Annotated in this window: 19 protein-coding genes; 9 read left to right on the forward strand and 10 right to left on the reverse strand. The window is 66.1% G+C overall.

Annotated elements, in window-relative coordinates:
- Positions 1-10: 10 nt before the first annotated feature.
- Complete coding sequence (locus tag LV82_RS08965) at positions 11-754, reverse strand: phosphatase PAP2 family protein (RefSeq protein ID WP_170063392.1); 744 nt, start codon at positions 752-754, stop codon at positions 11-13.
- A gap of 1 nt (position 755) precedes the next feature.
- On the reverse strand, positions 756-1,574 hold the full coding sequence (locus tag LV82_RS08970) for a sulfotransferase family protein (RefSeq protein WP_104070964.1): 819 nt from the start codon (positions 1,572-1,574) through the stop codon (positions 756-758).
- Between the two features lie 141 nt (positions 1,575-1,715).
- On the opposite strand from LV82_RS08970, the gene LV82_RS08975 reads away from it, so the two are divergent.
- From LV82_RS08975 to polA, 4 genes are all read left to right on the forward strand, one after another.
- Complete coding sequence (locus LV82_RS08975; protein WP_104070966.1) at positions 1,716-3,293, forward strand: DUF5928 domain-containing protein; 1,578 nt, start codon at positions 1,716-1,718, stop codon at positions 3,291-3,293.
- An 8-nt stretch (positions 3,294-3,301) separates the two neighbouring features.
- A complete protein-coding gene (locus LV82_RS08980; RefSeq protein WP_104070968.1) occupies positions 3,302-3,685 on the forward strand; it encodes a histidine triad nucleotide-binding protein in 384 nt (127 codons plus the stop codon).
- A gap of 88 nt (positions 3,686-3,773) precedes the next feature.
- Positions 3,774-3,959 carry a zinc-finger domain-containing protein gene (locus tag LV82_RS08985; RefSeq protein WP_104070970.1) on the forward strand — a complete coding sequence of 62 codons (186 nt, stop codon included), beginning with the start codon at positions 3,774-3,776 and terminating at the stop codon, positions 3,957-3,959.
- Between the two features lie 51 nt (positions 3,960-4,010).
- Positions 4,011-6,845, forward strand: coding sequence for a DNA polymerase I (gene polA, locus LV82_RS08990; RefSeq protein WP_104070971.1), 2,835 nt, complete (start codon positions 4,011-4,013; stop codon positions 6,843-6,845).
- 7 nt (positions 6,846-6,852) lie between these two features.
- On the opposite strand, the gene LV82_RS08995 is transcribed toward polA, so the two are convergent.
- The 6 genes from LV82_RS08995 to LV82_RS09020 all read right to left on the reverse strand — a co-directional run bounded on the left by LV82_RS08995 (position 6,853) and on the right by LV82_RS09020 (position 18,019).
- Positions 6,853-8,865, reverse strand: coding sequence for a hydantoinase/oxoprolinase N-terminal domain-containing protein (locus LV82_RS08995; RefSeq protein WP_104070973.1), 2,013 nt, complete (start codon positions 8,863-8,865; stop codon positions 6,853-6,855).
- The gene (locus LV82_RS09000; protein WP_104070975.1) at positions 8,866-10,491 is read right to left on the reverse strand and encodes a GMC family oxidoreductase; all 1,626 of its coding nucleotides are present in this window, start codon (positions 10,489-10,491) and stop codon (positions 8,866-8,868) included. It abuts the gene before it with no gap.
- Positions 10,492-10,583: 92 nt separating this feature from the next.
- Entirely contained in the window at positions 10,584-11,483 is a 900-nt protein-coding gene (locus LV82_RS09005) for an NAD(P)-dependent oxidoreductase (RefSeq protein ID WP_104070977.1), read from the reverse strand.
- 9 nt (positions 11,484-11,492) lie between these two features.
- A complete protein-coding gene (locus LV82_RS09010) occupies positions 11,493-13,043 on the reverse strand; it encodes a trimethylamine methyltransferase family protein (protein WP_104070978.1) in 1,551 nt (516 codons plus the stop codon).
- Positions 13,044-13,084: 41 nt separating this feature from the next.
- Complete coding sequence (locus LV82_RS09015; protein WP_104070980.1) at positions 13,085-15,535, reverse strand: GcvT family protein; 2,451 nt, start codon at positions 15,533-15,535, stop codon at positions 13,085-13,087.
- 33 nt (positions 15,536-15,568) lie between these two features.
- Entirely contained in the window at positions 15,569-18,019 is a 2,451-nt protein-coding gene (locus LV82_RS09020; RefSeq protein ID WP_104070981.1) for a GcvT family protein, read from the reverse strand.
- A 113-nt stretch (positions 18,020-18,132) separates the two neighbouring features.
- Here LV82_RS09020 and LV82_RS09025 point away from each other — a divergent pair, with 113 nt between their 5' ends.
- Positions 18,133-19,014 carry a LysR family transcriptional regulator gene (locus LV82_RS09025; protein WP_104071248.1) on the forward strand — a complete coding sequence of 294 codons (882 nt, stop codon included), beginning with the start codon at positions 18,133-18,135 and terminating at the stop codon, positions 19,012-19,014.
- Between the two features lie 2 nt (positions 19,015-19,016).
- On the opposite strand, the gene LV82_RS09030 is transcribed toward LV82_RS09025, so the two are convergent.
- Together LV82_RS09030 and LV82_RS09035 are read right to left on the reverse strand one after the other, a co-directional pair.
- A complete protein-coding gene (locus tag LV82_RS09030; protein ID WP_104070983.1) occupies positions 19,017-19,682 on the reverse strand; it encodes a CDP-alcohol phosphatidyltransferase family protein in 666 nt (221 codons plus the stop codon).
- Positions 19,683-21,842, reverse strand: coding sequence for an FAD-dependent oxidoreductase (locus tag LV82_RS09035; RefSeq protein ID WP_211289196.1), 2,160 nt, complete (start codon positions 21,840-21,842; stop codon positions 19,683-19,685).
- A 260-nt stretch (positions 21,843-22,102) separates the two neighbouring features.
- Here LV82_RS09035 and LV82_RS09040 point away from each other — a divergent pair, with 260 nt between their 5' ends.
- From LV82_RS09040 to LV82_RS09055, 4 genes are all read left to right on the forward strand, one after another.
- On the forward strand, positions 22,103-23,356 hold the full coding sequence (locus LV82_RS09040; protein ID WP_104070984.1) for an NAD(P)/FAD-dependent oxidoreductase: 1,254 nt from the start codon (positions 22,103-22,105) through the stop codon (positions 23,354-23,356).
- Between the two features lie 42 nt (positions 23,357-23,398).
- Positions 23,399-24,091: a tRNA (guanine(46)-N(7))-methyltransferase TrmB gene (trmB, locus tag LV82_RS09045; RefSeq protein WP_104071252.1), complete on the forward strand. Its 693-nt coding sequence runs from the start codon at positions 23,399-23,401 to the stop codon at positions 24,089-24,091.
- A gap of 72 nt (positions 24,092-24,163) precedes the next feature.
- Complete coding sequence (aroA, locus tag LV82_RS09050) at positions 24,164-25,513, forward strand: 3-phosphoshikimate 1-carboxyvinyltransferase (RefSeq protein WP_104071253.1); 1,350 nt, start codon at positions 24,164-24,166, stop codon at positions 25,511-25,513.
- A 4-nt stretch (positions 25,514-25,517) separates the two neighbouring features.
- The gene (locus LV82_RS09055) at positions 25,518-26,123 is read left to right on the forward strand and encodes a (d)CMP kinase (RefSeq protein ID WP_104070986.1); all 606 of its coding nucleotides are present in this window, start codon (positions 25,518-25,520) and stop codon (positions 26,121-26,123) included.
- The last annotated feature ends 152 nt before the right edge of the window (positions 26,124-26,275 follow it).

Consider the following 26,275-nt stretch of genomic DNA (forward strand, 5'->3'; position numbering starts at 1 on the left):
AGGGGCTGGGTCAGCCGGACGCCCCATTCGCGGGCGGCTCGATCGCGCCACGTTGTGTCAATGCCCTTGCCAGTGCGGCGCATGCCAGCGCCCATGACGCGCCAGCCGCCCATCCGGCCAGGACATCCGTCGGCCAGTGCACGCCCAGGTAAACACGGCTGATGCCCACGGCGAGCGTCACGACCACGGCCAGTGAAACGACATAGAGCTTGAGGCTTTTCCGGGGAAAGCCGCGTGCAAGGATCAGCGCGAGCGTCAGCCAGGTGACGGCCGCCATCATCGAATGACCCGAGGGAAATGACGCCGTGTAGACATGGCTGCCATGCGGCACCAGATCGGGGCGCGGGCGATCGATCAGCGCCTTGGCAAGCGAGCTGAGCGCCAGACCCGATCCGACCGACAGAAGGATGAATCCCGCCGTCGCCCGACGGCCCTGAAGCCATGTCAGCCCCGCGCTGGCCAGGGTCACGAAGGCCAGAACCGCCACACCGCCCAGCGCGGTGACGTCGCGCGCCATTTCCTCGACCCATGCGGGGCCCAGGGGATCGGTCGGATCGCCCGGATTGCGCAGCGCCATGAGCAGCCGGCGGTCAAGCATGGCGGTTTCGCCCTCGATTACCTCGTCAAGAACCTCGCCAAAGATCCACAGGCCCAGGGCGGCAAGGGCAAGCAGCACTGCCACGGTCCCGGGATGCGTGCCCAGCCACCGCCGCAATCGGCGCAAGGGCGGGACCATCTGTTCCCTGGCTCGCATGTCACTCGCCCAGCTTGGCGTGAACCTCGTCCAGGTCGATCTCGCCAATGGGCATCTTGTTGGCCGGGTCTTCGAAGTCGTACCGGAACAGATCGAAATCGCTCTTGTAGATCTCGTATACGAGGTGCATCGACAGATCGTCGAAATAATCCTCGACCGGATGGGCGCGTTTCGGCCCGTGGCCTTCGCTTTCGTTGAAGCGCGGGACCTTTGACAGGTCAACCTTGTGCGGAGTCTCGACATTGTCGAGGACGACCTGCATGCCCTCGTTGAATTTCTCTGTGAAGAAGATGTGGTCGTAGCGTCCGCCGTTGACGATGAAGGTCGAGATATGGCCCGACATCGACGACCAGTGGATGTCGGGGTCCATCGGCTTGCGGAACCGGATCGTGTCGCGCGCGAACAGCAGGAAGCGGCGGAAGCTCTTGATCTGGTCGAATTCGAAGCCGTTTTCGGGATCGCCGACCTCGATCCCGTATTTCTGGATCACCATCGGCACCAGATTGCCGCGATAGCGTTTCCCGTTGCGCTGGATGCCGCAAATCTTGTCGAAGAACGACGACAGGATGCGGGTATAGGGATTGCGCACACAGGTGAAGGCAAAGCTGCGATGCGCGCGCACATTCGCCTCGATCGCGGGCTGGCTGGACTCGATCCCCCACTTGTGCAGGCCCTGTTCCGCGTCGTGGATGTCGCCGTCGTAGAACCGCCCGTGGTCCGAATAATACATTATCTGCCCGATCGTCGAGCAGGCGCATTTGGGCACCACGCGATAGACCATGCTTTCGCTTTCGGTCATCCACGTTCCCGGAAAGCCCATCCGATCCTCCGTTCCCCGCGATCGATGCAGGTGCAGATTGAAACAACCTTTGGTTAAAGATCAAACAAACACTGTCTTTTCAACGTCCGTTCGCGTTATCAAGCCGAATCGGAACATTCAGCGTGGACAGCCTTCGCATTCATGGCCCGGATCGCCTTCGTCCTGCTTTGTCACAAGGATCCAGACGCGATCATCCGGCAGGCGCGCCGCCTGACGGCGGCCGGCGATGCGATGGCCATTCATTTCGACGGCCGTGCCTCGGACGCCGATTATGCGCGTATCCGTTCGGCGCTTGCCGACAATCCCAACGTGACCTTCGCGCGCCGGCGCATCCGCTGCGGCTGGGGCGAATGGAGCCTGGTCGAGGCGACGCTTGGCGCCACGCGCGCGGCTGTCGAGGCCTTTCCCGATGCCACGCATTTCTACCTGTTGTCGGGCGATTGCATGGCGATCAAGTCGGCCGAATACGCCCATGCCTTTCTGGATGCGGACGAGGCCGATTACATCGAATCCTTCGACTTCTTCGATTCCGACTGGATCAAGACCGGCATCCGGGAAGAGCGGCTGATCTACCGGCACTTCTTCAACGAACGCAAACACAAGCGTCTGTTCTATGCCTCGCTTGAATGGCAAAGGAAGCTGGGCCTGCGCCGCGAGATCCCCAAGGATCTGCGAATCATGATCGGGTCGCAATGGTGGTGCCTGCGCCGGCGCACGATCGAATCGATTCTCGATTTCATCGACGCGCGGCCGGACGTGATGCGCTTTTTCCGCACGACATGGATACCGGACGAAACCTTCTTCCAGACGCTGGTCAGCCATCTCGTGCCGCGGCGCGAGATCCGTTCGCGCACGCTGACGTTCCTGATCTTCACCGATTACGGGATCCCGGTCACCTTCTACAACGATCACTATGACCTGCTTCTGGGGCAGGATTCGCTGTTTGCGCGCAAGATCAGCCCCGAAGCGCACGAGCTGAAGCGGCGCCTTGGCGATCTCTATGCCGCGACGGGCGTCAACTTTCGCATCACCAACGAAGGACGGCGGCTGTATTCCTATCTTGCCAGCAGGGGCCGGGTCGGCCGGCGCTTTGCGCCGCGTTTCTGGGAGGACGGGGGGTCCCTTGGGCGCGATCGCGAACTGCTGATCCTGACCTGCAAGAAATGGCATGTGGCCAAGCGCCTGGCCGCCCGCGCGACCGAGGTCACCGGCGTCCCGTCCGTCGAATACCTGTTCGACGAGGAATCCGCGGCGCTGCCGGACCTGGGCGGGATCGAGCAGAAGATGGAAAAGCGCACCCGGCACCGCAGGGCCCTGCTTCGAATGCTGTTCGAGCATTTCCAGTCCGAGCGCCTGATCATCTGCATCGATCCGGCCCGTTTCGACCTGCTGCAGGACCTGTCGGGCGACAGGGCGCGCACCCGGATACTCGAGATCGAGTGCCTCTTCTCGGACGAATACCTGCAGGGTCATGCGATGCGGATCGGCCTTGCCAGCGACCAGACCCCACCGGATGCGATGGAACGCCTGCTGCCCACGATCCGCCAGGACATCCGCTATGAGAGCGAGCGCCTGCGGGATGCCGATTTCGCGCATTTCCATCGCATCCGCGAGACCGAGCCCGCCGAACGCAATGCCGCGCAGATTGCGCAATTCCTTTCTATCGACGAATCCGCCGCGCTCGAGATCGCGCGGACCCACCACCTGTTCAGCGACTGAGGAGTGACATGGCCTATACCTATGACGACACCAACGTCTTTGCCCGCATCCTGCGCGGCGAGATTCCCAACAAGACCGTCATCGAGACCGAACACACGCTGGCATTTCACGATATCAACCCGCAGGCGCCGGTCCACGTCCTGGTGATACCCAAGGGGCGCTATGTCAATTTCGACGATTTCGCGGCCAATGCCTCGGAGGCCGAGATCGTGGATTTCATGCGGACCGCGGCCCGGGTCTGCCGCATTATGGGCGTGTCCCCCGACGCGGCGGGTGCGGGGTATCGCACGATCTCGAATGCCGGGGCGAATGGCGTTCAGGAAGTGCCGCACTACCACGTACACATTCTTGGCGGCCGACCACTTGGACGCATGTTGCAGCGGGCGGACTGAAATACGCCTTTCTTGACATGGGCGGCCGGGTTGTCCATTCCGACCCGGCCGCTATCATGCCGCCAGCCCTGTCTGATGGAGCAAACACATGTCGATTCCCGCCCCCGAAACGAAGGTTGTCACCACCTGGAAAGTGGCCTGCGACGGCGGTGAAGGCGCGCTGGGCCACCCGCGCGTCTGGCTGACCATCCCGCGCGACAAGGGTTACGTCGAATGCGGCTATTGTGATCGCCGGTTCGAGATCGACCGCGAACACGCCCACGACGACCACTGACCCGGGCCGGCCAGGGCGCCGGTCCGGCATATCCAGAACGGGAGCGCGATCATGACCTTTGGCAAGGGCAGTCACCTGCACCTGATCGACGGCTCGTCCTACATCTTCCGGGCCTATCACGCCCTGCCACCCCTGACGCGCAAGTCCGATGGCCTGCCGATCGGCGCGGTCGCGGGCTTTTGCAACATGCTGTGGTCCGAGCTTCAGGCCGATCACGGCGACGATGCGCCGACCCATCTGGCCTGTGTGTTCGACTTCTCGTCGCAGACCTTCCGCAACGACCTTTACGCCGAATACAAGGCCAACCGGCCCGAAATGCCCGAGGACCTGCGCGTCCAGCTGCCGCTGGTGCGCGAGGCGACGCGCGCCTTCAACGTCCCCAGCCTGGAGCTCGAGAATTACGAGGCCGATGACATCATCGCCACGCTGACGCGCCGCGCGGTGAAGGCCGGCGGACGGGTGACGATCATTTCGTCCGACAAGGACCTGATGCAGCTCGTCGGCAATGGAGTCGAAATGTTCGACGCCATGAAGAACCGTCGGATCGGTGTCGAAGACGTCATCAAGAAATTCGGCGTCCCCCCCGAAAAGGTGGTGGATGTCCAGGCGCTGGCCGGCGATTCGGTTGACAATATCCCCGGCGCGCCGGGGATCGGGATCAAGACCGCCGCGCTTCTGATCAACGAATTCGGCGATCTGGAAAGCCTGCTGGCGCGGGCCGCGGAAATTCCTCAGCCCAAACGCCGCCAGACGCTGATCGAGCATGCCGACCAGATCCGCCTGTCGCGCCAGCTGGTGCTTCTGGACGATTCCGTCGATCTGCCCTGGACGCTGGACGAACTGGAGCTGCGCAGGCCCGATCCCGACGTGCTGCTGGACTTCCTGACCCGGATGGAATTCCGCAGCCTGACGCGCCGCGTGGCGCAGGCGCTGGGCGTCGAGGCGCCGGTCACCCCCGAGACGCCATCGAAGGCCGCGCCGCCCGAATCTGGCGCGCCGCAACCGCCCGCCGAACCCGACCAGCCAAAATTCGATCCCGGTTCCTATGAATGCGTTCGCGACATGGAACGCCTGCAGGCCTGGATCGACGAAATCCGCGATCTGGGCCGAGTCGCGATCGATACCGAGACGACGAGCCTGGATGAAATGCGCGCCGAACTGGTCGGCCTGTCTCTGTGCACGGCGCCCGGACGGGCCTGCTATGTGCCGCTGTCGCATCGGGCGGGCGGGGACGATCTGTTTTCGGCCGACGAGCCCGTCGCGGGACAGCTTGACCGCGACACGGTGCTTCAGGCCCTGCGCCCCGTTCTGGAGGACGACGCGATCCTGAAGATCGGCCAGAACGTGAAATACGACTGGAAGATCCTGGCGCGCCACGGCATCCGCATGGCGCCGATCGATGACACGATGCTGTTGTCCTATGCCATGCATTCGGGCCTGCACGGGCATGGCATGGATACGCTGTCCGAACGCTATCTTGGCCACGCTCCGATCAAGATCAAGGAGCTGTTGGGCGGCGGCAAGTCGGTGATCACCTTCGATCGGGTGCCGATCGACAAGGCCACCCGCTATGCCGCCGAGGATGCCGATATCACCTGGCGCCTGTGGCAGCTGTTCAAGCCCCAGCTTCATGTCGCGCGCGTCACCACCGTCTATGAGACGATGGAGCGTCCGCTGGTCCCCGTCCTGGCCGAGATGGAGATGACGGGCATCCGCGTCGATGCCAACGCGCTGTCGCGCCTGTCGAACATGTTTTCCCAGAAGATGGCCGCGCTCGAGGCCGAGATCCATGAAATCGCGGGCGGTCCGTTCAATGTCGGTTCGCCCAAGCAGCTGGGCGAGATCCTGTTCGACCGCATGGGGGTCGAGGGCGGCACGCGCGGCAAGACCGGCGCCTACGGGACAGGCGCGGACGTGCTCGAGGACATCGCCGCCAATCCCGAACTGGGGCCGGCGGCCGAACTGGCGGCACGGGTTCTGGACTGGCGTCAGCTGTCGAAGCTGAAATCGACCTATACCGATGCCCTGCAAGCGCATATCGACCCGGATACGGGACGGGTCCATACCTCCTATGTCATCGCGGGTGCGAATACGGGGCGTCTGGCCTCGACCGATCCCAACCTGCAAAACATTCCCGTGCGCAGCGAAGAGGGCCGCCGGATCCGCGAGGCCTTCGTGGCCGGCCCGGGCATGCGGCTTGTCAGCCTGGACTACAGCCAGATCGAGCTTCGGGTGCTGGCCCATGTCGCCGACATCCCGCAGCTGAAGCAGGCGTTCCGCGACGGGATCGACATTCATGCCATGACCGCCTCCGAGGTCTTCGGCGTGCCGATCGAAGGGATGGACCCGATGATCCGCCGCCAGGCAAAGGCGATCAATTTCGGCGTCATCTATGGCATCTCGGCCTTTGGTCTGGCGCGCAACCTGCGCATTCCGCGTGCCGAGGCACAGGCCTTCATCGACCGCTATTTCGAGCGCTTTCCGGGCATCCGGGCCTATATGGACCAGACCGTCGAATTCGCAAGGAAGCATGGATATGTGCAGACGCTGTTCGGTCGCAAGATCCATACACCCGAGATCAATGCCAAGGGGCCGCGCGCGGGCTTTGCCCAGCGTGCCGCGATCAACGCGCCGATTCAGGGGGCTGCGGCAGACATCATTCGCCGCGCGATGATCCGGATGCCGGAGGCCATCGCCGATCTGCCCGCACGGATGCTGCTGCAGGTCCACGATGAATTGCTGTTCGAGGTCGAAGAGCGCGCGGTGGACGCCCTGATCGAGCGTGCCCGCAAGGTGATGGAGAATGCGCCCCTGCCGGCGGTCAAGCTGGACGTGCCGCTGGTCGTCGATGCCGGGCAGGGCGCGAACTGGGCCGAGGCCCACTGACGCGTCCCTATCCGGTCGCGATTCGTGGCCGGCCCGAAGCAGTCACGCGCAGCCGCGCCTCGATGAACATGGGCTGGCCCTCGACCTCGATCTGGCGGATGTCTCGGTCGATCTCCAGCCTTGCCTTCTCGACCCCGGCATGGCGCGCGCGGGCTTCGGCCTCGGCACACAGGGCTTGGGCAAGCGCTTGGACCGCCGTGTCCTGATCGCCGAAGATCGTGGGGCCGGATGGCAGATGCGCAACGAACTGGCCGGGGCCTGGGCTGGTGACGCTGCCTTCGGCATGGACCGCAACCTGGCCCACGACCGCGCCGATCGCATTCGCGACGCCCGCATGTTCGGGCAGGATCATGCGCGTGCCCAGCCGCTCGCCCACGGCACCGTACCAGGACGGGGCCGAGGCCCCGAGCCCGATCACGGGGACACCCAGACAGGCGCTCAGCCGGATCGTCCCTGCATGACGATCCAGCGCCGCCTGCATCAGCTCGTGACGCGCCAAGGTCTCTGGCGCGGCGGCCCAGTCCCGGCTATCCTCGGCCAAGGCACATTCCAGCAGGAAATCCACCGTCTGGCGCGTCAATTGATCGACGATGGCGCGGGCCAGGGATTCGGGGTCCCGCGCGATCGGGTCGCCGCGTCCGTCGCGGCGGCGCGCAAACAGCATCAGCGCCTTGCGGGCTGCATCGGTGTCCCAGCTGTCCAGGCGCCCCAGGACATGGGCCGCATCCGAAGGCGTGATGCCCGACAGCATGACAAGTCCGCGCTGGACCAGGCGCATCAGCGCAGGCAATTCCAGACGGGTGCGCAGGCAATCCGACAGCCGCGCCGGACCTTGCGCCAGCCGCTGTGCGATCTCGGTTTCGCGCCGATCGAGGCCTTCGGGTGGGGTGGTGCCGGCCCACATCGCGATGGCAAAGCGGCCGTCCTGTTCGCCCACGGCAGATTGCGCCAGCCACGCGTCCAGCGCGCCATGGACCAGTCCCGGATGGTTGCGCGCCAGCAGGGCGACCGGCACCAGTCGGCGCGGGCCAAGGCGCAGACCCGCGCGCAAGCCCTCGGTGAGGTGCACCTCGCTGTCGCCGCCTAGCCCCGTGGTGCGCATCGCGACGGCTTCGACCATCGTGCGAAAGCCGCCGACGCGCGCGCCGTCGGGATCGATCCTTGGCCGGCCCGCACGCAGCAGACAGACATCGGTGGTCGTCCCACCGATATCCGAGACGATCGCATCCGCGGCGCCGCTCAGCCATCGGGCGCCCGCAACAGATGCCGCGGGACCCGACAGGATCGTCTCGATCGGCCGTTCGCGCGCCAGTTCGGCGGAAACCAGGGCGCCGTCACCGCGTACCACCATCAGCGGCGCGTCGATCTCGCGCAGGGCCATGTGCGCATGGCATGCGGCGATCAGCCGGTCGATCATGCCGATCAGGCGTGCGTTCAGGAGCGCCGTCAGCGCCCGGCGCGGACCGTTCAGACCGGCCGACAATTCATGCGAACATGTGACCGGCAGTCCGGTATGCGCGCGGATCAGGTCACGCGCAGCCAGTTCATGTGCCGGATTGCGAGTGGCAAAGCGCCCGGCAACGGCGATTCCGGTAATGCCCGTGGGCAGCGCCTGCAGCCCGCGAGACAAGGCATTCAGGTCCAGAGGGGCGATTTCGGCGCCCGAATGACTGTGGCCGCCCGCAAGCGCGATCACGGGATCGCCGCGCAGCGCCTCGGCAAGGCCCTCGCGGTCAAGTTCGGCCGGATCGAAGCCGATGAAGACCAGCGCGACCCGCCCGCCGTGGCCCTCGACCAGGGCATTCGTGGCCAGCGTCGTGGACAGCGACACCATCGCGATCCGCCGTGGTTCGATTCCGGCCCGCGCGATCGCGGCATCGATCGCGGCGGCGATCCCCTGCGACAGGTCTGGGCGCGTCGTCAGCGCCTTGGCCGCAGCCACGACGCGGTCGGCCGCATCGTCCAGTATCACGGCATCCGTATAGGTGCCGCCCGTGTCTATCCCCAGAAGAAGTGCCACCTAGGCCCCCGAATTCGCGTCACGCAGGATCCGTTCGGCGCCGATCCAGCCGACAAGGATACTGGGCGCATTGGTATTGCCTCCGATCAGCGTGGGAAAGACCGAAGCGTCACAGACGCGCAGCCCCGCGACGCCCCGCAGGCGCAGATCGGGATCGACCGCCGAGGTCGCGGGATCGCGCCCCATCCGCAATGTGCAGGAGGGATGAAACACCGTGCCCGAACGCGCGCGGAAATCGGCGATCAGGTCGTCGTCGCTTGTCACCTCCGGCCCGGGGCGCAGCTCCTTCAGGATCAGCGGCCGGATCGGCTCTTGCGCGGCGATGCGGCGCAGGAATTTCACCGCGGCCAGCATCTCCTGCACGTCGTGATCGGTGGAAAAGGCATTCGCGACGATGCGCGGCGGGGCCAGCGGATCGGGGCAGGCCAGCGTGATTTCGCCGCGGCTGGTCGGGCGGCAGTTCGACAGACCGATCGACAGGCCCGAAAACGGGTCGGGCGTCAGCAGCGGACGCTCGCCCTCCCGCGGGATCAGGGTCGAGAAGGCCTGGAAGTAAAGCTGCATGTTCGGCCGCAGCTGGTCGGGCGAGGTGCGGAAGAAGCCGCCCGCATGGTTGATCGACTTGGCCAGCGGCCCGCGGCCGCCCAGAACGTATTGCAGCCCCACCACCAGCTTGCCCCACCACGGTCGCAGGATGTCGTTGTAGGTCGGCACCTTCATCGACCAGGTGTAGTTGATGCCCTGGTGATCGCACAGGTTCTGCCCGACCCGGGGCGCATCGGCGACGATCTCGATGCCCATCTGGCGCAGATGCGCGGCCGGCCCAACGCCCGACAGCATCAGAACCTGCGGCGAATTGATCGCGCCGCCCGACAGGATCACCTCGCGCGCGGCCATTGCCCGCTCGCGCCGGCCGTTGCGCAGGTATTCAACGCCGACCGCGCGCCGGCCCTCGAACAGGATGCGGGTCACATGGGCATGGGTCAGGACGCGCAGATTCGGCCGCCGCATCGCCGGGCGCAGGAAGGCACGCGCCGCCGAATTGCGCCGCGCCCCCCGGATCGTCATCTGGTAGATGCCGACCCCTTCCTGCTCGGCCCCGTTGAAATCGGGATTGCGCGCCAGCCCGGTCGCCTCGGCCGATCGCAGGAAGGTCTCGACCAGCGGATGCAGATCGCGCCGGTTGGCCGAGATGAAGAGCGGCCCGCCCGCACCGCGCCAGTCGTCCGCGCCGGCCTCGTTGTCCTCGATCGCGCGATAGGCGGCGCGCGCGGCCTCCCAGCCCCAGCCGGGGCCGGCCGCGGCCTCCCAGTCGTCATAGTCGCCGCGATGGCCGCGGATCCAGACCATGGCGTTGATCGCGCTCGACCCGCCAAGGATCCTGCCGCGCGGCCAGTAGTCGCGATTGCCCGCAAGCCCAGGATCGGGTTCGGTCCGGTAGCACCAATTGACCGCCGGATCGAAGAACAGCTTGCCGTAACCCAGCGGCAGGTTCACCCAGAACCGCCGGCCGCTGCCGCCCGCCTCCAGCACCAGCACCCGGTGGCGGCCGTTGGCCGTCAGCCGTTCGGCCAGAACGCAGCCGGCCGACCCGGCCCCGACGATGATGTAGTCATGGCTGTCCATCCTGCCTCCCCCTTTATCTGATCTAGCGGGTGGGGCGGGGTGTCACTGGTCGATCCGCGACAGGCCCTGTCGCTTTGCGACCCTGCGACGGGTCATTCCAGGCGATCGGGAAAGCCGGGTGCGCGCAGATCGGTGCCCAGCATGTCCTCCAGAAGTTTGGCGATCATCGGCGACTGGGCCTGCCCGCCATAGGCGGCACGCGCGGCGACATAGGTCTGTTCGGTCAGCGCGGCCAGTTCCAGCGGCACGCCGAATTCGCGGCCGAAGCCAAGTGCAAAGCCAAGGTCCTTCAGGGCAAGGTCGATCGAGAAGCCGATATCGTAGGATCCATTCAGGATCAGCGCGCCCTCGGTTTCGTGGACGAAGGAATTGCCCGAAGAGGCCCGGATCGCCTCCCATGCCTGCCCCAGATCCAGCCCCCCGCGCCGTGCCAGCATCAGGGCCTCGGACGTGGCCTTCAGATGGATGAAGGCCAGCATGTTGGTGATCACCTTGATGATTGCCGAGGATCCCAGCGGCCCCATGTGAAAGATTCGGTTGCCCATCGCTTTCATTGCGGGGCGGTGCAGCTCGACGAGGTCTGCGTCGCCCCCCGGCAACATGGTGATCTCGCCCCGGGCGGCCAGGTGGACGCCCCCCGTGACCGGCAGTTCGATCATGCGAACGCCCGCCTGCGATGCGACATCGGCAAGGCGCAGCACATCGTCCCGCCCCAGAGTCGACATCTCGATCCAGGTCGCGCCGGGGCGCATCGCGGGCAGGATGCGGCGCAGGACGGCCTCTGACACTGCTGGCGAGGGCAGGCAGGTGATCACGTGATCCACCGATGCGGCAAGACTCTCGACATCCTCGGCCCAGCGTGCCCCGTCGTCGATCAAGGCGCCACCCGCATCGGGGTTGGCGTCATGGATGGTCAGTGCGAACCCGGCCTGCAACAGCCGCCCCGCGCATTTCGCGCCAAGGTTGCCAAGACCGACGTAACCGTAATGCATATGGATCCCTTAATGGAAATGGATGTTGAACCGCGCGCGGATCGCCGCGTCGACGGCCGGGTCGATCTGGATCTGCGCGCGCGCCAGGATGTCCTCTTTCCGCGCGCGGGCGCGGGCGATCAGCTGGGGCCGTTCGGCCTCGACCCATTCCTTCGGGCTCATCCGGTTGCCCAGGCTGGGATAGACATATTCGGTCTGCATCAACCGCAAGGTCTGGTCCGCGCCCAGATAGTGACCCGGCCCCCCAAGACAGACTTCCTTCATCACCTCCAGCGAGGTCGTTTCGGCATTCACCTCGATACCGCGGACACAGCGCAGGACCTGGCCCAGAATGTCGTCTCCCAGGATCAGGCTTTCCATGCAGAAGCCCAGCAGGGAGGCATGCATCCCGACCGTTTCATAGGCCATGTTCAGACCCGCAAGCCCGGCCAGGACATTCGTGATGCCCTGTTCCCAACCCGCCTGCATGTCGGGCAGCTTGGAATCGGTGATGCCAGAGGCCGCGCCGCCGGGCAGTCCATAGAAGTGATGCATCTGCGCGCAGCCCGCCGTCAGCAGTGCCTGTTCGGCCGAACCGCCCGACATGGCGCCCGTGCGCAGGTCCGACACGAAGGGCCATGTGCCGAATACCGCCGGATGGCCGGGTCGGATCGCGTTGACATAGACCACGCCGGCCAGGCATTCGGCGACGGCCTGAACGATGGCCAGCGCGATGGGCGCGGGCGCGGTCGCCCCGGCCTGGCCAGCCGAAAGCAGCAGGACCGGCATTCCGGCCCGGATGCAGTGCTCCATCGCGACGCAGCTTTCCTCGGCGAATTTCATCGGCGGCACGACGAAACAGTTCGAGTTCGAGACGAACGGCCGCGCGCGCCAGGCTGCCTCGCCCCCGGCAATCTCGTGGATCAGATCCATGCAGGGGCCGACATTGGCCGGGTCCGAGAAGGACGTGCCCACATGCTTCAACGTCCCCGCGCAACTCGCATAGATCGTGTTCAGGTCCATCTCCAGCGGGTCGGCGATGTCGCGGGCGACCATGACGCGCTGGAAGAAGTGCACATTGTCCAGATGCTGGACGATCCGGGCGGCATCAAACAGGTCCTGCGCCGTCGAGTCGCGATATTCCCCCGTGATCGCATCGACGACATGGACCGCCGCGCCCGCGGTGCCGAAATGGACCCGGGTGCCGCTCAGATGCAGGTCGTATTTCGGGTCGCGACCGTGCAGAGTGATGTCGCGCGCGGCCACGGCCAGCATGTCCTCGACCAGGGCGCGCGGAAAGCGGATGCGGCCGTCGTCTCCACGAACCGCGCCGGCGCCCGTCAGGATCTCGACGCCCGAGGCGGGCGCGTTGGCCAGCCCGATCTGCTCGAGCGCATCCAGCGCTGCGGCATGGATCCGCGCCATGTCCGCATCGCTCAGCGGTCGATATTGTCCGCCGGGCAGGCCGGGCCGGATCGGCCGGATCTCTTCGGCCAGGGGGGCCGCGCGGGCCGCACGGCGTGCCTCACGCCCGCCCGTGCGCGCCGCGCGTCTTGGTGCACATTCCCGTTCCTGTTCCATGGCATCCTCGCTGCACAGAATTGGTGCCCCGGTTGGTGGGGCTACATGCGCATCCTTGCGCCCGTGGGGTCGTACAGAGGTTTCAGCGACGCCGTGGCTTCGACACGTCTTCCCGCGATCTCGATTTCATATCGCGACGCCAGAACGTCTGCCGCGCTCTCGTGCGGGCAGGGGACATAGCCAAGCCCCACCGCGCCACCCAGATGGTGACCATAGGCGCCCGTGGTCAGGTGCCCGACGATTCTGCCGTCACGCAGGATCGGTTCGTTGTGGTAGACCAGCGCCTGCGGGTCGCGCAGCAGGAACTGCACCAGCCGCCGCGAAAGACCCGTTTCCTTCTTGCGCAGCAACGCTTCGCGCCCGATGAAATCGGGCTTGTCCAGCGCCACGGCAAAGCCAAGCCCCGCCTCGAGAACGTGATCCTCGCAGGTGATGTCATGGCCGAAATGGCGAAAGCCTTTCTCGATACGGCACGAATCCATCGCATGCAGTCCACAGGGCTTCAGTCCCAGCTCGGCGCCCGCCTGCCAGAGCGTGTCGAACACATGCGCCGCCATGTCGGTCGAAACGAAGATTTCCCAGCCCAGCTCGCCGACATAGGACATGCGATGGGCCCGGGCCATCCCCATGCCGATCTCGATCTCGCGCGCCCAGCCAAACGGGTGGCCGTCATTGGAAAAGTCGTTCGGGCTGACGCGCTGCATCAGCTCACGCGCGCGCGGCCCCATCACGGCAAGGACGCCTTCGGCGGCGGTGACATCGGTCAGCACGACGTTGAAATCGCCCATATGGCGGCGCATCCAGGCCTGATCAGCCGGTCGCGTCACCGCGGGCGTGACGACCAGATAGGCGGTTTCCGACAGGCGGGTGACGGTGACATCGGCCTCGACCCCACCGCGCGCGTTCAGGAACTGGGTGTACACGATGCGGCCAACGGGCACGGCCATGTCGGCCCCGCAGATCCGGTTCAGAAAGGCCTCGGCATCCCGCCCCTCGACGCGGATCTTGCCGAAAGACGACATGTCGTAAAATCCCACGCCCTCGCGCATCGCGCGGTGTTCCTCGGCGGCATTGTCGAACCAGTTCTGCCGCCCCCAGGAATAACGGTATGCGCGTTCCTGGCCGGGGCGCGCGAACCAGTTGGCGCGCTCCCACCCACCGGCCTCGCCAAAGACCGCGCCCAGGGCGTCAAGCCGCGCATGGAAGGGCGTGCGCCGGATTCCCCGTGCGGTGGCCTTTTGCCGATAGGGGAAATGATCGGCATAGAGCAGGCCCAGGACCTCTTTCGCGCGTTCGAACAGATAGTGACGGTTGCCCTGGAAGGGTTGGTTGCGCGCCACATCGACATCGCCAAGGTCAAAGGGCTTCTCTCCGCTGTCCATCCATTCGGCCAGCGCCATGCCGGCGCCACCCGCAGACTGGATGCCGATCGAGTTGAAACCCGCGGCAACCCAGAAATTGTCGACCTCCAGCGACAGGCCCAGATTGTAGGCGTCGTCCGGCGTGAAGCTTTCCGGCCCGTTGAAGAAGGTGTGGATACCCGCATCGGACAGCATCGGCAGGCGGTGGACCGCGCGCTCGAGTATCGGTTCGAAATGGTCGAAATCCTCGGGCAGCTGGTCAAAGCAGAAATCCTCGGGGATGCCGTTCATGCCCCACGGCTTGGCGTTCGGCTCGAAGGCGCCCAGCAGCAGCTTGCCCGCATCCTCCTTGTAATAGGCGCATTCGTCGGGAACCCGCAGGACGGGCAACGGTTCGAGCCCGCGGATCGGTTCGGTCACGATGTAGAAGTGTTCGCAGGCATGAAGCGGCACGTTGACCCCGGCCATGCGCCCGACGTCGCGGGCCCACATGCCCGCGCAGTTCACGACATGCTCGACCTCGATCTCGCCCCGCTCGTCGCCTCTTTGCCAGCTGACCAAGCGCGCGCGCCTGCCTTCGACCTTCACGCCCGTCACCTTGACGCCTTCGGCGATCAGGGCGCCCCGGTTACGTGCCCCCCGGGCCAGCGCCAGCGCGATGTTGGCGGGGTCGCCCTGGCCGTCGGTCGGCAGCCAGACGCCCGCCGTCACGCCGTCGATGTTCAGATGCGGGTAGCGCGCCTTGACTTCGGCGGGCGAAAGCTCCTCGACCGGCACCCCGAAACCGCTCGCCATCGAGGCATTGCGGAACAGCTCTTCCTTTCTTTCTTGCGTCAGCGCGACCGAAATCGAGCCGACCGTGCGCATGCCCGTGGCCATGCCCGTCTCTTCCTCCAGGCCGCGGTAGAGATCGGCCGAATATTTTGCCAGCCGCGTCATGTTGGCCGAGGATCGCAGCTGCCCGATCAGGCCCGCCGCATGCCACGTCGTTCCGCAGGTCAGCTGCTTTCGCTCCAGCAGGACGACATCGGTCCAGCCCAGTTTCGTCAGATGATAGGCCACCGAGCAGCCCACGACCCCGCCACCGATGATGACGCACCGCGCCCGCCTTGGCAGCACCTGTTCAGACATGTCGTTCCTCGCTCTCTTCGGCCGTGTGACGGATCATGCGCGCAGCCGGGTATTCTCGGGGTCCCAGAGCGGCCGGTCGCCATGCACGACGGCGGGACGGCGCTCGCCATAGATCTCGACCTCGACTTCGGTGCCCGGGCCCACCAGATCGGACCGCAGCATCGCCAGTGCCACCGAGGCGTTCACACGATAGCCCCAGGCGCCCGATGTCGTTTCGCCCACGATCTGCCCGTCCTGCCAGATCGTGGACATGTAGGGCGCGTCGGCCTCGCCCGCGTCCACGGTCAGGATGGCAAAGCGCTTGGCCGGACCGCGCTCGCGCTCGGCCAGAAGCGCCTGCTTGCCGGGAAAGTCCTGTGGCTTGTCGAACCGGATGAAGCGGTCCAGTCCGCATTGCAGCAGGCTGTAGTCGCTCGACAGGTCCTGCTTCCAGGCGCGATAGCCCTTCTCGATGCGCAGGCTGTTCAGCGCCCACATGCCGAAGGGCCGCGCGCCGGCCTTCAGCACGGCTTCGTAGATCGCGGGCATGTCGGCATTGGCGGCGTGGATTTCCCATCCCAGTTCCCCGGCAAAGGAGACGCGCGCCAGATGGCAGGGCCGCCCCGCGACGCGCGCGGGCTGGTGCGACAGCCAGGCCAGGGACAGATCGGCCTCGGTCCCGACGGTTTCGAACAGGCCACGTGCCTCGGGCCCGGTGACGATCAGCGTATCGAGATCGCGCGTCCGGTCAGTCAGCGTCACGCCCTCGGGCATGCCCGCGCGCTCCAGCAGTTCGCGGTCATGCCATTGGGCCGCGGCGGCGGTGATCAGGGTGAACCGATCCTCGTCGTGGCGCATCAGCGTCATTTCGCTGAGCACGCGGCCGCGATGGTCCGGGAAATAGCCAAGATTCATGCGCCCCGCCCGGGGCAGCGCGCCCGCGATGCGCCCCAGCAGCCATTCGGCCGCGCCCGGGCCCGACAGCTCGAAGCGCGAGAAGCCGGGCAGGTCGAGAACGCCAACGCCGTCGCGCACGGCCAGTGCCTCTTCGCGGATGCGCGGCTCCCACGGGCCGGCACGCCCCCAGGTCAGCGTGGCTTCCTCGGACGTGTCGTCGCCGGGCCGCGCGAACCAGTTGGCGCGTTCCCACCCGTTATAGGCGCCGAACTGCGCACCCAGTTCGGCGACCCGCTCATGCACGGGCGACAGCTTCTTCGGCCGGCCGGCCGGCCATTCGTGCCACGGGAAATGCATGGCGTATTCGTGGCCATAGACCTCCATGCCCTTTGCCACGCAATAGTCGTGGTCGGCATGGTCGGTGAAGCGGCGCGGGTCGCACGACCACATGTCCCATTCCGTGGCGCCCTCGGTGATCCATTCGGCCAGGACCTTGCCTGCGCCACCGCCCTGGGCGATGCCGAAGGTGAATACGCAGGCCTCGAAGGCATTGGGCACGCCGGGCATCGGTCCGATCAGCGGGTTGCCATCAGGCGCATAGGGGATGGGGCCGTTGATGACCCGCGAAATCCCGGCCTTGCCCAGCAGGGGCACGCGGGCCATGGCATCCATCACGATGTCCTCGATCCGTTCAAGATCGTCGGACCACAGCTGGAAGCTGAAATCGTCGGGCATCGGGTCGTCCGGTGTCGCCCAATGCGCGCGGCAGTTCGGCTCGTAGGGGCCAAGATTGAAGCCGTTCTTTTCCTGCCGCAGGTAATAGGACGTGTCCACGTCGCGCAGCAGGGGCAGCTTGCGCCCGTGTTCCCGGGACCATTCCTCGACTTCGGGGATTTCCTCGGACAAGAGATATTGATGGCTCATCACCATCATGGGCACGCGCCGCCCGCCATGGGGGATGAACCATTCGCCCACGCGCTGGGCATAATAGCCCGCGGCATTGACGACATATTCACAGGCGATGTCGCCCTTTTCGGTATGGACGATCCATTCGCCGTTGCGCCGGCTGACACCCGTTGCCGGCGTGAAACGCAGGATCCTCGCGCCCATCTGCCGCGCGCCCTTGGCCAGCGCCTGGGTCAGCTGCGCGGGGTCAATATCGCCATCGGCCGGGTCATAGAGCGCGCCCTTGAGGTCGTGCAGCTCGATGAAGGGATATCGATCGCGGATCTCCCCGGGCGTCAGGATTTCCAGATCCATCCCCTGATAGCGCCCCATGCCCTTTGCGCGCTCGAATTCCTGCATGCGTTCGCGCGAATGCGCCAGGCGGATCGAGCCGGTGACATGATAGTTCATGGGGTAATCGACCGCCTGGCCCAGACCGCGGTAGAGCTCGGTCGAATAGCGCTGCATGTTCATGATCGACCATGAGGTCGAAAAGGTCGGCACGTTGCCGGCCGCGTGCCAGGTCGATCCGGCGGTCAGTTCGTTCTTTTCCAGCAGAACGCAGTCGGTCCAGCCCGCGCGGGCCAGATGATAGAGCGATGAAACGCCGACCACACCGCCACCGATGATGACGACCCGCGCGGTCGTCGGGACCCCGGACATGAGCGCCTCCCTGCATCCTGTCGTTTTCCGCAGTATTCGTGGCCCGGATGGCTTTCTTCAATTCGCATTGTCAGTCATTATTGATCGATGAATTCGATCAGACGGTGACCGCGATGCAAATCGAGCTTGTCGAAACCTTTCTTGATCTGTTCGAAACGCGCAGTTTCAACCGCACGGCCGAACGCCTGGGTCTGCGCCAGTCGACCGTCTCGGCCCGCATTCGTTCGCTGGAGGCCGCCCTCGGCCATCGGCTGTTTCAAAGGTCCCGGGCAGGAACCGAGCCGACGACCGAAGGTCTGCGTTTTGCACCCCATGCGCGGCGCCTGCTGCACGACTGGACCGAGGCGCGCCGCGCGATCCGCGACATGGGAAGCGAACGCGCCACCCTGCGCGTCGGCATTCAGCACGACCTCGTCGGCGAGCATTTCAGCCGCCTGATCGCGGGCTTTCGCTCGGCCTTGCCCGAAGCCTCGTTCCAGTTCGAAGCCGATTACTCGGCCCAGATGTGCGCAGACCTGTTGTCGGGTTCGCAGGATATCGCGATCCTGTTCACGCCGCGCTATCACCCCGATCTGCAATTCGAGACCCTGGGCGAGATCACCTATCTGATGGTTTCGACGGAAACCGACAGGCTGTCCGACGTTCGGCCCGATACCTATATCATGCCCCACTTTTCAGACGCGCTGCCGCAGGTTCATGCCCAGCTTCTGCCGCAACTGTCGGCCACCAGCCTGTCGATCGGTCAGAACGCGGCCATGGTGTCGCTGATCCGGACGATGGGCGGCACGGCCTATGTCCTGCGCGACTCGGCGCGCATTCTGGCCGAGGAAGGCATCGCCCGGCATGTGGCCGATGCTCCGCCCCTGTCGGTGCCGATCCATGCCGGGGTTCATCTGCGCAACCGCCATCGCGGGCTGCACCGGCGTCTTTTGCAGATCCTGCGCAGGCATTTCGGCCCCGGCCCCCATCATGACGCGCGCCGGCGCGTTGGATAGGCTCAGCGCGCTTCGCGGACGCCCCCGGGCGCGTCATGGCCTGGCGCAACGGTCTCTGTCTGTGGCGTGAAGGCTGTCCAACCGTGATGCCAGCGCGTCAGCGTGGTGACCGCGCACAGCAAGGCAAAGCCATAGGCCAGAATGGGAAAGCCCTGCGGCCACAGACACATGGCAACGAACAGGGCGATCGTTTCGGCGCCTTCGGTCAGGCCGCCAAGGTAATAGATGCCCTTTGTCGGAAAGGCCAGGGATCGCATCCCCCGCCGTTCGGCAATCGTGGCGAAGGCCAGAAAGCTGGACCCCGTGCCCACGAAACTGGCAATCAGCACGCAGGCGGGCAATGCGTTTCGCGACGGATCGACGATCGCAAAGCCCAAAGGCACCAGCGCATAGAAAAGGAAGTCAAGCGCGATGTCCAGAAAGGCGCCGCGATCCGTGGGGGTCGTCAGGCGCGCGATCTCGCCATCCAGCGCATCGGCCAGGCGGTTCAGAAGGATCAGCGCAAGGCCCGCCCCATGGGCGCCAAGCGCCAGCGCGGCCGCGCCGCCGACCCCAAGCGCGAAGCCAAGGATGGACACCTGATCGGCGGATATGCCGGCACGCACCAGAATGCGCGCGACGGGACGCACCGCTTGCCGGACCAGGGGGACCAGGTGACGATCGATCATTCAGCCTCTCTGCCAGTCGTGGAACCGCTGCAGCAGCGACAGCGCGGTTTCGTTCACATGGGTGCGCCGCCATTGCCCTGCGGTATTCTTCGCGGCCTCCGACAGCGTGGGATAGATATGGACCGTGGACAGGATCCGGCCCAGCCCGTGGCCCTGTTTCATCGCATAGACGAATTCGGCCATGATGTCGCCGGCATGTTCTCCGACGATGGTCACGCCCAGGATTCGGTCCTTGCCCGGAGGCGTCAGGACCTTGACGAAGCCGCGGGCGGCGCCATCGGCGATTGCCCGGTCCAGATCGTCCAGCGGATAGCGCGTGACCTCGTACGCGATGCCCTTTTCCCGCGCTTCGGTCTCGTTCAGGCCGACCCGCGCGATCTCGGGATCCGTGAAGGTTGCCCAGGGCATGACGCGATAATTGACCTTGAAGCGCTTGAGCCCGCCGAACAGGGCGTTCACGGTGGCGAACCATGCCTGATGCGAAGCCGCGTGGGTGAACTGGAACGGCCCCGCGACATCGCCCGCGGCCAGGATGTTCGGGAAACGGGTCTGCAGAAATTCGTCGGTTTCGATCACGCGCCCGGTTTCGATCCCCAGACGCTCAAGGCCATAGCCTTCGAGCCGCGCCTGCCGGCCGACCGCCACGATCACGTCGTCGAACCGGATGCGCCGTCGCGCGCCGTCGGCCTCGACTTCCACCCATTTGCCGCCATCATCCCGCCCGAAGGAGACGGCCCGATGCCCGGTCAGCACCTCGACCCCGTCGGCAGACATGGCATCGCGCACCAGGTCGCTGACCTCGGGGTCCTCGCGCAGCAGCACGCGATCGGCCATCTCGATCTGGATGACATGCGAGCCAAGCCGTGCGAAGGCCTGCGCCAGCTCGCAGCCGATCGGCCCGCCGCCCAGCACGGCCAGCCTGCGGGGCGCGTGGTCGCGTTCGCGCATCTCCTGCCACAGCGTGTCGGATGTCAGGTATCCGACCTCGTCCAGGCCGGGTATCGGCGGCACGAAGGGCCGTGCCCCGGTTGCCAGGATGATCGACCGTGTCGTCAGTCGTTGCGTCTGGCCATCGGGGCCTGCGATCTCGACCGTCCAGGGGTCGATCAGCCGGGCATGGCCTTGCAGGACCTCGACGCCCAGCCCCTGATAGCGTTCGACGGAATCATGCGGCTCGATCGCCTTGATGACATCCTCGACGCGCCGGAAAACCTGGCGAAAGGGGATTTCGGGCGCGACCGGCGTCAGACCATAGCGGTCGGCATGGCGCATCTGATGGGCAAGCTTCGCGCTGCGGATCAGCGCCTTGGACGGCACGCAGCCGGTATTCAGGCAATCACCGCCCATCCGGTTGGCTTCGACCAGTGTCACGCGCGCGCGCACGGCGGCCGCGATATAGGCTGATACAAGGCCGGCCGAACCGCCGCCGATCACGATCAGGTTCCGGTCGAACCGCCTTGGCCTTTGCCAGCCGGAATAGACCTGCCGGCGACGCCACAGGCCCACCGCCGCGCGCGCGACCCAGGGGAACACCCCCAGCGCGACAAGCGACAGGATCACCGGAAGCGACAGGATGTCCGAGGGGTTCTCGATGGCCGACAATTGTGTGCCGGCATTCACGTAGATCGCCGTCGCGGGCAGCATCCCCAGCTGGCTGACAACGTAAAAGGTCAGGGTGCGGATCGGAGTCAGCCCCATCGCAAGGTTCAGCGCAAAGAAAGGCACCACCGGGATCAGCCGCAAGGTGAAGAGATAAAAGGCTCCGTCGCGCTTCATCCCCTCGTCGATCGATTTCAGCCGATCGCCCAGGCGCGCATGGACCCAATCCGACAACAGGTGGCGTGCGGCCAGGAAGGCAAGGGTTGCCCCGATGGTCGAGGCAAAGGACACAAGCAGCAGCCCGGGACCAAAGCCGAACAAGGCCCCTGCGCCCAGCGTCATCCAGACCGCCAGCGGCAATGACAGTGCCGCGACCGCGACATAGACCACGAAATAGCCCAGCCAGGTGGCGACCGGATGCTGCTGCATCAGGCGTTCCAGCCGCGACAGGGCGTCTTGCAGCATCTGCATGTCCGGTCCTGACCGGGCGATCGCCCATGCGGCCACAAGAACCAGAGCGACCAGCAAGGCGAACAGGATGGGTTTGCGGCCAGACTTCACGGAGAACCTCGTTCATGTGTTTCGGTCACCCGTTCTACCCCGGATGAACACGGCGCCAAGCCACGTTTCAAGCCGGTCCCGATGACGTGAAGCCCCGTGATGATCCAGCCGTGATGATCCAGCGGTGATGCCCAAGCCATGAAGCCCGGCCCGTGCAGCGCGGCGCCGGATGGACCGTCGGTGCCGGATGCTGGCATGCCACTTGCCATTTTCGCCGGATCGCGCCCTAGATCGGGTGCGGTTTGGCGCAAGAGGACAGGATGGACGCAAGGCAAGAGATCGAACTTCTGGTGATCGGGGCAGGTGTCATCGGCATGTCTGCCGCGGTCGAGGCCGCAGCCCGAGGGCTGTCGGTGACGGTGATCGACCGTGAGGGGCCCGCCGCGGGGGCCTCGGCCGGCAATGCCGGCGGCTTTGCCTTTCCCGAGATCGACCCTCTGGCCTCGCCCGGCAAGCTTCTGGCGGCGCCGCGCTGGCTGTTCGACCCTCTGGGACCGCTGTCGATCCCGCCGCGCCATGCGGTGCATGTCCTGCCCTGGATGCTGCGCTTTGCACGCGAATGCCTGCCCGCCCGGGTTCGCGCCGCGCGGCGTGCGCAGGGCGCCCTGATGCTGCATGCAAGACGGACGCTGGAACCCTTCATGCAGCGCGCCGGAAGCCTGCACATGCTGCGCAAGCGCGGCCAGATCCGGGTCTATGAATCCGTGCGCGCCTTCGAGGCCGCCCGGCAGTCCTACGAGAGCGCCGAATCCGAGGGCTGGCGCTTCCAGTGGCTGACCTCGCCTGATGAGATCGCCGGCATCCAGCCCGGCCTGTCGCCGCGGTTCCAGCGCGGCATCTTCACGCAGGACTGGTGGGCGATTTCGGACCCGCGCGACTATGTTCTGGCGCTGGCGGAGGCGTTGCGCGCCGCCGGGGGGCGGATTGTTCGCGCCGAGGCGCGCGCCGTGCTGCCTGAGGACGGTTCAGTCGCGGTGCAGACCACCGACGGGGATATGCGGGCGTCGCATGTCGTGATCGCGGCGGGCATCTATTCCAACCGGCTGACGCGCAGCATCGGTCAGGATTTCCCGCTCGAGGCCGAAAGGGGTTACAACACGACGCTGCCGCCCGGCGCCTTCGATCTGCGCTGCCATGTCACCTTCGATGAGCACGGCTTCGTCGCCGCGCCCCTGTCTGGCGGCATACGTATCGGCGGCGCGGTCGAGCTGGGCGGGACGGAATTGCCGCCCAATTTCGCGCGTGCCCGGGCGATGCTGCGCAAGGCGCAGGACTTCATGCCGGGACTGCGGGCCGAGGGTGGCACCGAATGGATGGGCATGCGCCCGTCGCTGCCCGACACGCTGCCGGTGATCGGACGCGCGCGCCGGTCGCCGCGCGTTCTGTTTGCCTTCGGGCATGGTCACCTGGGATTGACGCAATCCTCGGCAACCGCGGACATCGTCGCCGATCTTGTGCAAGGCCGCGCGCCGGCCGTGGATCTTGCGCCCTTCTCGCCCGATCGCTTTGGCTGAGCGGGCTTGCCCCGCGCGGTCTGTGCGGCTATGTCGCGCCCCATGACCGAGGCCAAAAGACCATTTCGCAACTTCCACGGGCGCACGCATGGCAAGTCCCTGCGGCCAAGCCAGAAGACCTATCTGGAGGAAGATCTCGATCGCCTGCGTCCGCGCGGCGTGACATGGGACGAGAACCCCGAGCGTCACCCGATCGACCTGACGGCCCTGTTCCCGCAAAAGCGCGACGTCTGGCTGGAAGTCGGCTTTGGCGGGGGTGAACATCTGGTCCACATGGCGGCCAACAATCCGGATGTGGGAATCATCGGCTGCGAACCGTTCATCAACGGCGTCGCGATGCTTCTGGGCAAGTTGCGCCAGACCGGGTTGACGAATGTTGCCGTGCACCCGGGCGATGCGCGTGACCTGATGGACGTCCTGCCGGAAGGCTCGATCGGCCGGGCCTTTCTGCTGTATCCCGACCCATGGCCCAAGAAGCGTCACCACAAGCGCCGCTTTGTCACGCCCGAGCACCTGATCCCGCTGGCGCGCGCGATGCGCACGGGCGGCGAGTTCCGCGTGGCGACCGATATTCCCGATTACGTGCGCCAGACGCTCGAGGAAGTACCGCAAGCCGGGTTCGATCTGGTCGATCAGGGCAGCGCCCCCTGGGCGGACTGGATCTCGACCCGTTATGAGCAGAAGGCCCTGCGCGAAGGACGCGCGCCGCATTACCTGACCTTTCGCCGCCGCTGACCCCGATCCGGGGCATGGACCGCCCCGCGCGGTTGCGCTATCAGCGCGGACAAACACGCGAGGGAGATGCGCATGTCCGCCCATGGTAAGCCCGTTCCGATGACCGCCCGCCGCGCGGGGCCCCTGCGGGGCTCGGCCGAAGTACCGGGAGACAAGTCGATCTCGCACCGCGCGCTGATCCTGGGCGCGATGGCGGTGGGCGAGACGCGCATCACGGGCCTGCTGGAGGGGCAGGACGTGCTGGATACGGCGGCGGCGATGCGCGCCTTCGGCGCCGAGGTCACGCAGCACGGCCCCGGCGAATGGTCGGTTCATGGCGTGGGCGTGGGTGGTTTCCGCGAACCCGATCAGGTGATCGATTGCGGCAATTCCGGCACGGGCGTTCGCCTGATCATGGGGTCGATGGCCACGACGCCCATCACCGCGACCTTCACCGGCGATGCCAGCCTGCGCAAGCGCCCGATGGGGCGCGTGACCGATCCGCTGTCGCTGTTCGGCGCGCGCGCATACGGCCGTCAGGGCGGGCGGCTGCCGATGACCGTGGTCGGTGCGGCCGATCCGGTGCCGGTGCGCTATGAAGTCCCGGTGCCATCGGCGCAGGTGAAGTCGGCGGTCCTGCTGGCGGGACTGAACACGCCCGGTCAGACCGTGGTGATCGAACGCGAGGCCACGCGCGACCATTCCGAACGGATGCTGCGCGGCTTTGGCGCCCGGATCGAGGTCGAGACGACGCCCCAGGGCAATGTCATCACGCTGACCGGCCAGCCCGAGCTGAAGCCCCAGCAGGTCGCGGTGCCGCGCGACCCGTCCTCGGCTGCCTTTCCGGTCTGCGCCGCGCTGATCGTCGAAGGGTCGGATATCCTTGTTCCGGGCGTCAGCCAGAATCCCACGCGTAATGGCCTTTACGTGACGCTGTGCGAAATGGGCGCGCAGATCGATTTCATGAACCCGCGCGAGGAAGGGGGCGAGCCGGTCGCCGATCTGCGGGTGCGTTTCTCGACCCTGAAAGGGATTGAGGTGCCGCCCGAGCGCGCGGCCAGCATGATCGACGAATATCCCGTCCTGTCGGCAATCGCCGCCTTTGCCGAAGGCCCGACGGTGATGCGGGGCGTATCGGAGCTGCGCGTGAAGGAAAGCGACCGCATCGATGCCATGGCGCGCGGTCTGGAAGCTTGCGGCGTGCGCGTCGAGGAAGAGCCCGACGGGATGATCGTGCACGGGATGGGGCCGGCAGGCGTTCCGGGTGGCGCCGTCGTGCAAAGCCATCTGGATCACCGCATCGCGATGTCCTTCCTGGTGTTTGGCCTTGCCGCGCGCAACCCGGTCGGCGTGGATGATGGCGGGCCGATCGCCACGTCCTTCCCGGTCTTCGAGGACCTGATGCGTGGCCTTGGCGCCGATATCCGCCGCGAAGCGGAGTAGTGGCATGAAATTCACCGTGGCCATCGACGGCCCCGCGGCGGCGGGCAAGGGCACGATCAGCCGCGCGATCGCGCGCCATTTCGGTTTCGCGCATCTGGACACGGGGCTGCTTTATCGTGCGGTGGGCATGAAGGGCGGCGATCCGGTCGAGGCCGCCCGCAGCCTGACCGATGCCGACCTGCGGCGCGACGACCTGCGCAGCCTGGAAGCCGGGCAGGCCGCCAGCCGGGTCGCCACGATCCCCGAGGTGCGCGCGGCGCTTGCCGATTTCCAGCGCCGCTTTGCCCGCCGCGAGGGCGGCGCGGTGCTGGACGGGCGCGATATCGGCACGGTGATCTGCCCGCAGGCCGAGGTGAAGCTGTATGTGACCGCCAGCCCGGAAATGCGCGCCCGTCGCAGATGGCTGGAGCTGGGCGGAGAGGCTGCGCCCCGCAGCCTGGATCAGGTCCTGGCCGAGGTGCGCGAACGCGATGCGCGGGACATGAACCGGGCCGAGGCGCCGCTGCGGCCCGCGCCCGATGCGGTCATTCTGGACACCTCGGATCTGAGTGTCGATCAGGCCGTGGCGCGCGCGATCGAGATCGTGCAGTCGCGCCTGAACGCGCAGTGACGGCGAATTCATTGCGCTCTTGCCGCATGGGGGCAAAGCAATTATAGAGGCGGGCGTCGAGCAGGCCGCCAGAGCCGGTGCGGATCAAACGGGGCAGGGTCGGGTTTCACCGGCCCTTGTCGTTTTTCGTGCTTTCTGCGGCAGACCAACTG

It is taken from the genome of Albidovulum inexpectatum, from assembly GCF_002927635.1.
In the GTDB taxonomy this organism is placed as follows: Bacteria; Pseudomonadota; Alphaproteobacteria; order Rhodobacterales; family Rhodobacteraceae; genus Albidovulum; species Albidovulum inexpectatum.